At 34.0% G+C, this 8,635-nt stretch carries 12 protein-coding genes; 6 read left to right on the plus strand and 6 right to left on the minus strand.

Annotated elements, in window-relative coordinates; translation table 11 throughout:
• Window positions 1–145 precede the first annotated feature (145 nt).
• Window positions 146–604: a hypothetical protein gene (locus tag HMPREF9096_RS01910; RefSeq protein WP_009500725.1), complete on the plus strand. Its 459-nt coding sequence runs from the start codon at window positions 146–148 to the stop codon at window positions 602–604.
• 25 nt (window positions 605–629) lie between these two features.
• Here the strand turns inward: HMPREF9096_RS01910 and HMPREF9096_RS01905 are convergent, their stop codons facing one another.
• The gene (locus tag HMPREF9096_RS01905) at window positions 630–1,067 is read right to left on the minus strand and encodes a hypothetical protein (RefSeq protein WP_009500726.1); all 438 of its coding nucleotides are present in this window, start codon (window positions 1,065–1,067) and stop codon (window positions 630–632) included.
• Window positions 1,067–2,101, minus strand: a complete 1,035-nt coding sequence (locus tag HMPREF9096_RS01900; protein ID WP_009500727.1) for an IS1595 family transposase — start codon at window positions 2,099–2,101, stop codon at window positions 1,067–1,069. The genes HMPREF9096_RS01905 and HMPREF9096_RS01900 overlap by 1 nt, the downstream gene beginning before the upstream one ends.
• Before the next feature lie 84 nt (window positions 2,102–2,185).
• On the opposite strand from HMPREF9096_RS01900, the gene HMPREF9096_RS01895 reads away from it, so the two are divergent.
• Complete coding sequence (locus HMPREF9096_RS01895) at window positions 2,186–2,518, plus strand: helix-turn-helix domain-containing protein (protein ID WP_009500729.1); 333 nt, start codon at window positions 2,186–2,188, stop codon at window positions 2,516–2,518.
• A gap of 150 nt (window positions 2,519–2,668) precedes the next feature.
• Here HMPREF9096_RS01895 and HMPREF9096_RS01890 read toward each other — a convergent pair whose 3' ends face one another.
• The 4 genes from HMPREF9096_RS01890 to HMPREF9096_RS01875 all read right to left on the minus strand — a co-directional run bounded on the left by HMPREF9096_RS01890 (window position 2,669) and on the right by HMPREF9096_RS01875 (window position 5,145).
• A complete protein-coding gene (locus HMPREF9096_RS01890; RefSeq protein WP_009500730.1) occupies window positions 2,669–3,220 on the minus strand; it encodes a hypothetical protein in 552 nt (183 codons plus the stop codon).
• A gap of 1 nt (window position 3,221) precedes the next feature.
• Window positions 3,222–3,833, minus strand: a complete 612-nt coding sequence (locus HMPREF9096_RS01885) for a hypothetical protein (RefSeq protein WP_009500731.1) — start codon at window positions 3,831–3,833, stop codon at window positions 3,222–3,224.
• Between the two features lie 2 nt (window positions 3,834–3,835).
• A complete protein-coding gene (locus HMPREF9096_RS01880; protein ID WP_009500732.1) occupies window positions 3,836–4,519 on the minus strand; it encodes a hypothetical protein in 684 nt (227 codons plus the stop codon).
• Between the two features lie 218 nt (window positions 4,520–4,737).
• Window positions 4,738–5,145 (minus strand): helix-turn-helix domain-containing protein, encoded by a 408-nt coding sequence (locus HMPREF9096_RS01875; RefSeq protein WP_032803556.1) that lies wholly within the window; start codon window positions 5,143–5,145, stop codon window positions 4,738–4,740.
• Window positions 5,146–5,318: 173 nt separating this feature from the next.
• Between HMPREF9096_RS01875 and HMPREF9096_RS01870 the strand changes: the two genes are divergently transcribed.
• The 4 genes from HMPREF9096_RS01870 to HMPREF9096_RS0108820 all read left to right on the plus strand — a co-directional run.
• Window positions 5,319–5,516 (plus strand): hypothetical protein, encoded by a 198-nt coding sequence (locus HMPREF9096_RS01870; RefSeq protein ID WP_009500734.1) that lies wholly within the window; start codon window positions 5,319–5,321, stop codon window positions 5,514–5,516.
• A 2-nt stretch (window positions 5,517–5,518) separates the two neighbouring features.
• Complete coding sequence (locus HMPREF9096_RS01865) at window positions 5,519–6,457, plus strand: hypothetical protein (protein ID WP_009500735.1); 939 nt, start codon at window positions 5,519–5,521, stop codon at window positions 6,455–6,457.
• 187 nt (window positions 6,458–6,644) lie between these two features.
• Entirely contained in the window at window positions 6,645–7,283 is a 639-nt protein-coding gene (locus tag HMPREF9096_RS01860; RefSeq protein WP_009500736.1) for a hypothetical protein, read from the plus strand.
• Window positions 7,284–7,668: 385 nt separating this feature from the next.
• Window positions 7,669–8,635: IS1595 family transposase (locus tag HMPREF9096_RS0108820; protein WP_032803559.1), on the plus strand; the 967-nt coding region annotated here is incomplete at its 3' end.

The following is an 8,635-nucleotide window of genomic DNA, read 5'->3' on the forward strand; positions in this document are numbered from 1 at the left end:
AGGAAATTCTCTGCCGATTTTTTTATTCTGAAAGTGCGGTCATTTTTCGTTTGATTTCCCGGCATTATGTAGCAGTTGCACAAAGATTTAATGCTTTGTTTCTGCTACATTTTCTTATCTTTTCTATTAAAGGTAAGAATAATCAATGGAGAAATCAAAATCAATCTTAGAAACTGCGCTTGAAGAAGAAATTGCTTTAATCGAAGAAGAAAAGAAAGAGATAGCAAATCAAATCAAGCAACTCAATAAGACCTTGAAAGATGTCGAACAGAAACTTTTAGATTATCGTGTCGTGTTAAATCACACAAAATCGCATCAGAATCAATCCCAACCTGCAAACCCAAAATTTAGGAATCTTCGTTTTCAAACTTCACCTCAACAATTAATTGCTCAAATACTTAAACAAGAGCCATCAAAATGGTTGAATGTGAGGGAAATTACGCGTCAGGCGATGAAATTAGACGGGCAAGAAGTTGAAGATGCGTTACCGTATAAACAATCACAAACCATTGCTTGTTCATTAAACTATTTGGATAATAAATCGTTGGTGGAAAAACGCTTAATAGAGGGTACGGTTCATTGGCGATTAAGAACATTTGAATAAAGAGTAAATAGCGGTAGAAATACCGCTATTTGTGTTTGAGTCGCCATTTTACATCAGTTACCCCCATCCCTAACCGCTCGACTACGTCTTTTGTTAGCCAATGCTTTAATGCCCCACGCACGGAAACAGTATGTTGTGGACGGATAATAGGTTCTTGTCCGTCCTTGATTAGAACAATTTCGGTGAGTTCATTGACGGTGAAATAATGATCGGGTTGAGCCTTGAGTACCGCTAACACCATTTGTCTTAATTTACCATTAAATCTGTGCTTGTAAGTGCGGTAAGTATAAAGTTCGGTATCGTATTCATTAGTCAAAGCTTCGGCTTCCATCACTTCTAAAGCATCTTGGAGCTTTTTGATTTTGTTATCAACCAATTCAAGATGTTCTAATACTTGCTTTCGCTCACGCTGTAAGAGGTCGATTTTCGCCTGAATTTGACTAAGGTAAATTTTCTTTGCCATTACATTATGAGCCTTTCTGCTGGGCGGTGATTACCCTGCCAATAGCCTTGCCAGTCGGTTGTGTTATCCGTTGAAAGGCATTGCTCTAACGTGCTGTTGAACAAGCTAAGGTTATCAACACGACGATTATCTTCACGATAAGCACATTCGTTGGAGTAATTATCGAGATATTTGTTACTAATTTTGTGATGCGTGCCAATAATCATACGTTTGAAACGGCTGAAATAGCTTTCGGCAAGATTGTTCGTAATACCTTCATCGCTGCGATACTCTTTTTGGTGGTTTACGCGATGCAAATCGTAGCGAACCATTAACTCGTCATAAGCGGAATTTTCGTCTGCGTGAATGCGACTACCTGCTTTAATGTAGGTGGTGGCAAGTTTATTCACGACTTGGGTATTTTCCGATAAAATCTGAAACGTTAAGGTTTTCTTCGCACCAATTAAGTGCGGATTTTGAGCCGTTTCCGCTTCACTATAACGGTTTCGCATCACCAAAATAGAACGTTTATTCGGATTTGCATTCGCTTTTAAACGTCTATCAACACGTTCATTTTTCTTATTTTTAGGGCGTGGAGCGGAATGGACGTAAGTACCATCAATGTGAATTTCACCAGACAATGGGAAAAGCTGTTTTTGAATTTGCAGACTTTCACGGATTTTGTGTGCAAGCGTGAATGCGGTTTTATATTGCACGTTTAAATCACGCGAGAGCTGGCAAGCAGATAAGCCTTTGGCGGCATTTACGAATAAAGCAATGGCGTAAAGGTAAGTCTGAATAGACAATTTGCGGTCGGCAAAAATAGTGCCTGATGTCACACTAAAGGTATGATGGCAATGTTTACACCGCCATTGATTACGGCTGGCAATGCGATAAGCAACATGTTGTATGCCACATTTCGGACATACGACATTTTCCTCACTTCCCCAACGGATTTGGTATAGCAGAGAACGAGCTTCGCTATCAGATAGCTGTGCCATCTTGATAGGCGAAAGCGTGCGGGCTTTGCTGGAGAGGAGAAAATGTTGAGTCATTGCTTCGAAAAATGTATAATATGGGTATATAAGATGATTTAATCATACTCGAGAATTACATTAAAGTCAACATGGAATACAAAAATGGGTATAAGTAATCGTTTAAGAGAAGTTATGGAGTATAAAGGGGTGAATATCAAAACCCTAGCTGAATTACTTAATATGCCTTATCGTACGCTTCAAAACTACTTACTTAATGAGAGAACTCCTAGTGCTGAAGTTTTAATCAAAGTTAGAGATATAATGAATATAGATTTAAATTGGTTAATGTGTGGAGAAGGAAACATGTTTCGTAGCTCTACTAGTGAAAGTAAACTGAATGAAAAGGAAAAACAGTTAATCAAGTGCTATCGAAAAATGCCGAGAGATATGCAAGTCGCTTTTGAGATTTCTTTTAATTTCTTATCTGAAAAGTAAAATTAAATTAGGCGTAATGGAAAAACATGAAATTTTCCATTACACCTTAAATTATTATATATAAATTTTCACAACTCTTTGAATACTAACTAAACAAGCAAATTTCCATTAAAATAATAAAGCTAGTATCTCTTTTATCTAATATTTCACTCAATCACCCAGTTTTTCTTGTAACTTTGAAGTAAGCTTAGGTAGTAATTCTTTATTGCTCTGAACATAATCTTTTAAAAGATCCTTTAATGACTTTTTTGTGAACCTTTTATGATGATTTTGATTCAAACACGAACACATTTTGTTAGCAATAAAAGTTAAGCTCTTATGATTTAAATTGCATAAATCTATATGTAAAGATTTTAGATTGTCATCAATGGTATCTCCATCTGTCTTATCAAGAGATATATCATTTTCTTTTAAAATATCTTCATTCTTTTCGAAATATACTATATCCAAAGCACTCACATCTTCACTTTTAGGACTCGTTAGTAATGCTAAAATAACATTTTTTAGATCAATATTATTTTCTAAAGTAGAGTTATCATTAATATCTGATACTTCCCAAAAAGATAATGAGTTTTTTGATGTTCTTAGACATGATGTAATAGCATCTGATGATAACTTATTAATCTCTAACTCTTCAAGCCCTTCGGGATCATTCGAGTTTTTCCATTTAGATTTAGTTATTTTTCTAATAAGAAACGACATATTAATTTACTAAACTAGGATTTTTCTTAAGATCTTGAATTACTGATTGTTTATAATCTTCTAGCCATTTTGGTGAGATTTCTGCAGTATTTTCAAGAATTTTTAATGACGCGGAATCTCCCCAAGATTCAAAAACTCTAATAGCAAAATCCTTCACCTCTACATCTTTATTGGATAATAAAGCAGCTATGCAGATATGAGTATTAGGAAGTGTATCATGTTTCAATTTAGCTAGGATTTTTAGTAAATTTACTAACATTCTTGGTTTATTGATGAAATCTGTGAATAGCTTAGAAAACCATTGACCAGTTACATATGAGTTTCTATCAAAGTAATCTAATAAATCTAACTCTATTGAATTAGAGTAATCTTCAACAACCTCTTCAAACATCATGAAATTTATAAATTTACTTTGGAATTTAGAAATTAATTCATTTTTAAAATTTTCATTGTTTAAATACTCAATAGGAACATCAGATGATGTAAATAAATTAATATCATAACTTATATTACTAGAAAAAGATTCTCTTACATAAGTCGTTCTAGGAATAAAAGTTTTTAAGCTTGACTCTAAATGGTCAGAATAAAATAAATTCTTCTTCAAAGAGTTCATTCTTATCCCTCCAGAACAGATTCAATTTCATTTAAAAATAATCCAATTTCTTTAACACCAAATCTAGGATTTAAATTTGATGTTAGAGTATTTATATCATCAAGTATATGAATGCCTGAAAAATTAGTATTTCCTATCATGGCATCTAAAGAATACGTTTTTGATTTAACATGGTTTATAAGCTCTCCTAGTCTTGAACTTTTTTTTCTAAGACCTAAACGAATAGTTTTTTCTATAATCTCATTTTTACATACGTTTTCGTTAGGAAAGCTTGTATTTTCTCCTATAAAATCTTGACTATTTTCATCTATAGCATTTCGAACAAAACCTAATCTAATGGACTTATCAAAAGAAATCTCTGCTGATATTTTAGTAATTAAATTTAAAACATCATTACGAAAATCACCTAAAGAATAGGTTTCATTAGTGGAGTTATGATTATAAGCTAATAAAATTTGTCTAGGTTTAAAGTCAATACTCCACTTATTGTCAAGAGAGCGTAAATCAATGCTATCAATAACGTTCTGAGTAAGCTTATTATCTTTAACTTCAAATTCAATACCTTGATTCCTTTGTGGCAAGAAATCAGTAAAGCTTCTTAGAAACGATAATGATTTCTCATCATTAACACTAAGGTGAGAAAAATCATCGTTAAATATAAAAAGCTGATACGATAGAAGTGTCATGGTGCTTTTATTCCTTTGAATATTAATTTACAGGTGTATTGTAGCAAAAATTTATCAAAAAAGTAGAGTACATTGTTCTTTTAATATACAAAAGACAAACAACACAGAAGCATGATATCATTTAGCTCATCATATCAAACCATTTAGACTAGATGTTAGAACATATGAAATCAAACGATTTTGTGGTTATTTAAGGTATATAAAAATCAATATTTACTTTATGGCTTCGGTTTTGTTGCTAGCAATAACTGCTTTAGTCCGTTAATCTCATTATCCTTCTGTTCAAGTAACTTATTCAATAACCCTTCCTTTTCTCTAGCGTGAGAAAGCTCCAACTTCAACCGCTCAATTTCAATCAGCATTTGAGTCTCCCCACAACCTTGATAGACTGATCCTAGTGGCGATTCAATTTGGAAACAGATATTTTTACCATCAGACTGCATCAGCTCCACAACATCAATATCAAACACTTGGGCAATTTGTTCTAGTTTGTCTAAATATAGCTTTGTTTCGCCGCGTTCAATTTTAGCATAGCCATTTAATGACATATTCAGCTTTTCAGCCATTTGCTCTTGCGACCATGTTTTAGATTCTCTGACTTTTCGGATTTTTTCGTTCACACTCACCGTATCACCCACTATCAGGTTAGCTTACCCACAACGAGGGAAGGTAATAGACACTACCTGTTGCTAGTTAATTTATAAGTCAAATTCTATCATAAAACAACTAAATTACACACGCACAAAACCATATCTTCACTCAAATTTAACCTATCAAATTAGGCATTTAAGTACAAATTATGAAAGAAATCATCTACTTTTATCTCATCGTTGGCTGCTACGTTGCTCACCGTAAAACCGCTGGGCTTGACGTTAATTCTCCCGATTTTCTCAAAACTTACTTAAAGATAGTATGTACATATCCGAAAGACTTGTTTGCAAAATTTAGTAAGAAACAATACGAAAAAAGCGATAAACCGCAACAAACAGGAGAATAATCATGAATTTTAACAAATTTGGAAAATTCATTTTCCCTACTGTTGCCACACTTTGCACGTTAGATGTTTTATCGTCGGTATATAATGACATGTCCTATTATGATCTTTCTTATCGAGAATCAGGAAATTTAGATGAAGCTGGATTTCCTAACAACATAAAAAATATGTGTCGTTCAGATGTAGAAATGATCTCTGCTAACAGCATGCTAAGTCGTCATGAATATATGGATTATTTTGTTGAAAATAAGATAGATCTGAGAAATAGTGAATATTTTCCTAGATATGATTGTAACAACGATGATTCATTAGAGCGTAAAAAGGCGGAAGCCACAGAGTATTTAGAGAAAAATTTTGAATCATTGCAGAGTGATTATAAGAAACACCTTGATGATGCCAAAAAATATTTGCTTTCCGAAAGATCATATGAAATTGAAAATGCTTATGCTCCAAATATTGAATATGAACACGCCCTTTATAAAGATAAAGGAAGAGTTAAATTAGATTTAAAAAATTTAATTTCATCTTTTAGCATTGAAGAAGCGGGTGGTAAACCTTTCGATCAATTAATGTTTTATATAGAGCCTTCACAGAAACAAATAGATTTAATTTCTAAGTTAGAGGATTTCTCAGAAAAAGCCTTTTACAGGGTGAAAATGAATTTAAAATTAGATAGTCTGAAAGACTTTATGCGTCATGGTTGCAATGTAAACACCACAACCTATAGAGGTTCTTTGGGTTTACTTAATGGAACTGTGGTTAGTTCTGATTCTGCATGTATAGCAACAAAGTTAGTTGATGCTGAAATTAAGATTGTAAAATATGATAGTGTCAAGAAAGAATTTGAAAATAAAGATGAAAGACCTGATATATTCTTGCATTATGGTAATGATGATAAAGTACGTTGGAAATTAGTGGATTCTATACCAATAAAATGGGAATAAGAAACCTATAATAATCTTCATCTTACAGTCTAAGCAACCTAGTAATAGGTTGCTTTTTATTGAAAAAATACTCTATTTGATTAACTCTAGTTTTGTATGCAGAAGCTGTTTACCAAATCCCTTACAGATTACTAGAAAATCGCCTTGTGATGTTATAAATAACATATCCTATTAAAAGGGTGTCACTATGTTAAAGTTTATTATTGTCAATCTATTTAAAATTATTTATCCATTTGTTAGTAGAAAATTCAATTTTTCACCTAAAGTAGATAATCTTGTCAATACGGTATTTAAGACTAATTTTAACAATAGAAAAATTGACATTAAGACTGATAAAGCGATTTTACTTAAATTGCTTTCTCAAGCCGCCTCTAAAGAGGAAGCAGATAAAATAAGAAATGTCTTAAAAGAGCAAGACAAGAAGAAACAACTTCCAGCCAATTTGCTTGCGTTGGTTGGGGTTATTGCAATAATAGTGATTCCGTTCAATATGAACTCATCAACAGGTATTAGAGATGGCTTATATCTGATTGGTGCTATCATTATTGGTCTTTATCTATTTTATATGTCAAAGAGGAAGCAATACCAATGTCAATATTGTTTCATCACAAGCAAGCTATCTGAATATGAGAAACTTGATATGCAGCATACAGCTACACACCAAACAAGCACAACTCAATCGCGTTATTTAGGTCAAGATCAGTTTTCTCATTACTACACAACAGATGTACATAATACAACCACAGATTTTTATGACAGAAAATCTAAATGTCCTTGTTGTGGCTATGAACAGGTTATCAAGGTTCAACGAACAACTAGAACCTGATTATTCATACTTTAAAACAACCCCGAAAGGGGTTGTTTTACTTGACGGATCCATCATTTAGGATTACATTCAAATCTCATTCTTTAGGAAAAAATTCCCACCAAGAATGACTACAATTTGCCAACGAACCACTATTTAATTAAGCCTAACATTTCCTTATTGGAAGTAAGATGAACCAATAGGCGTAGAACCTTGCATTTATATCAAGATTCTATTTTAAGTTTGTCGCCATTTTTATTTGAAAATCCACAAGTTTCCTTGTGGTGTACTTAACGGTATTCTAGGCATAAACGCTTTGAGTCGACTTGAATTTTCAAGTGGACAATTTTTTATGTCTAGCGTTTAGCAAATCTCGAATGCCTTGTACTACACAAGGAAATTCACAATGGCTCAACATCACCTATTAGCAAGTAAATCCAAAAATATCAGACTAAAAGATATTTTCCGTTTAACCGAAAGCGAAGCCTTTCACCTGCTCAAAGTAAAACGCTGGGGCAATCCTGATAACATTCGCGATGTTTGTTGTCCGCATTGCGGCATTCGCCACCACGCCTATTTTCTCGAATCTCGCAAACGCTGGTGTTGCAAACATTGCCAACGTTATTTTTATATTACCACCAACACGATTTTCGCTTTTCACAAGCTCCCGTTAGTTGATATTCTTGCCACCACGTTATTGATGGTAAATAGCTCAAAAGGCATTAGTGCTATTGATATTAGCCGCCATCTCAACATCAACTACAAAACTGCTTTTGTACTTTGCCATAAGCTGCGTGAAGCCTTATTCAAAACGCGTGATTTACGCCCAATGCAAGGTGAAATTCACGAAGATGGAGCATGGATTAACTTCACGCTACGCAAGCCTAACTATCGCAAAAACACCTACAAACAACGCCAATACGAAAAAGGAAGGAAATTTCCTAAATTTAGACCGACTAAACGCTGTATTATCAGCCTAAACCAACGTTCTGCCAACGATGAACAAATGTGGGGTTCAAACCGTACCATTGTTGCAATGGATTACACCGAAAGTGCCAATACCGTATTCGCCTTAAACCAACGTTTCGTCACCGCTGGCAGCGATATTATGTGCGATGAAAACCCAGCCTATAACAACCTTGACTTTCATTACACACGCTGGTCTGTCAATCATCAAGAAGCCTTTAGTGCAAAAGGTATAAACAACAATCTCGCGGAATCCTTTAACGCACGTTTCCGCGATTTGCATCGTGGCGTACATCATAAAACTGATAATAAATATGCCCTGCATTACGCTAATCAAGCGGCATTTATGTCGGACAATCGTAGAAAATCAAATGGTGACTTATTCTCTGATGTACTTCAACGCTGTT

Source organism: Haemophilus sp. oral taxon 851 str. F0397, assembly GCF_000242295.1.
GTDB lineage: Bacteria > Pseudomonadota > Gammaproteobacteria > Enterobacterales > Pasteurellaceae > Haemophilus.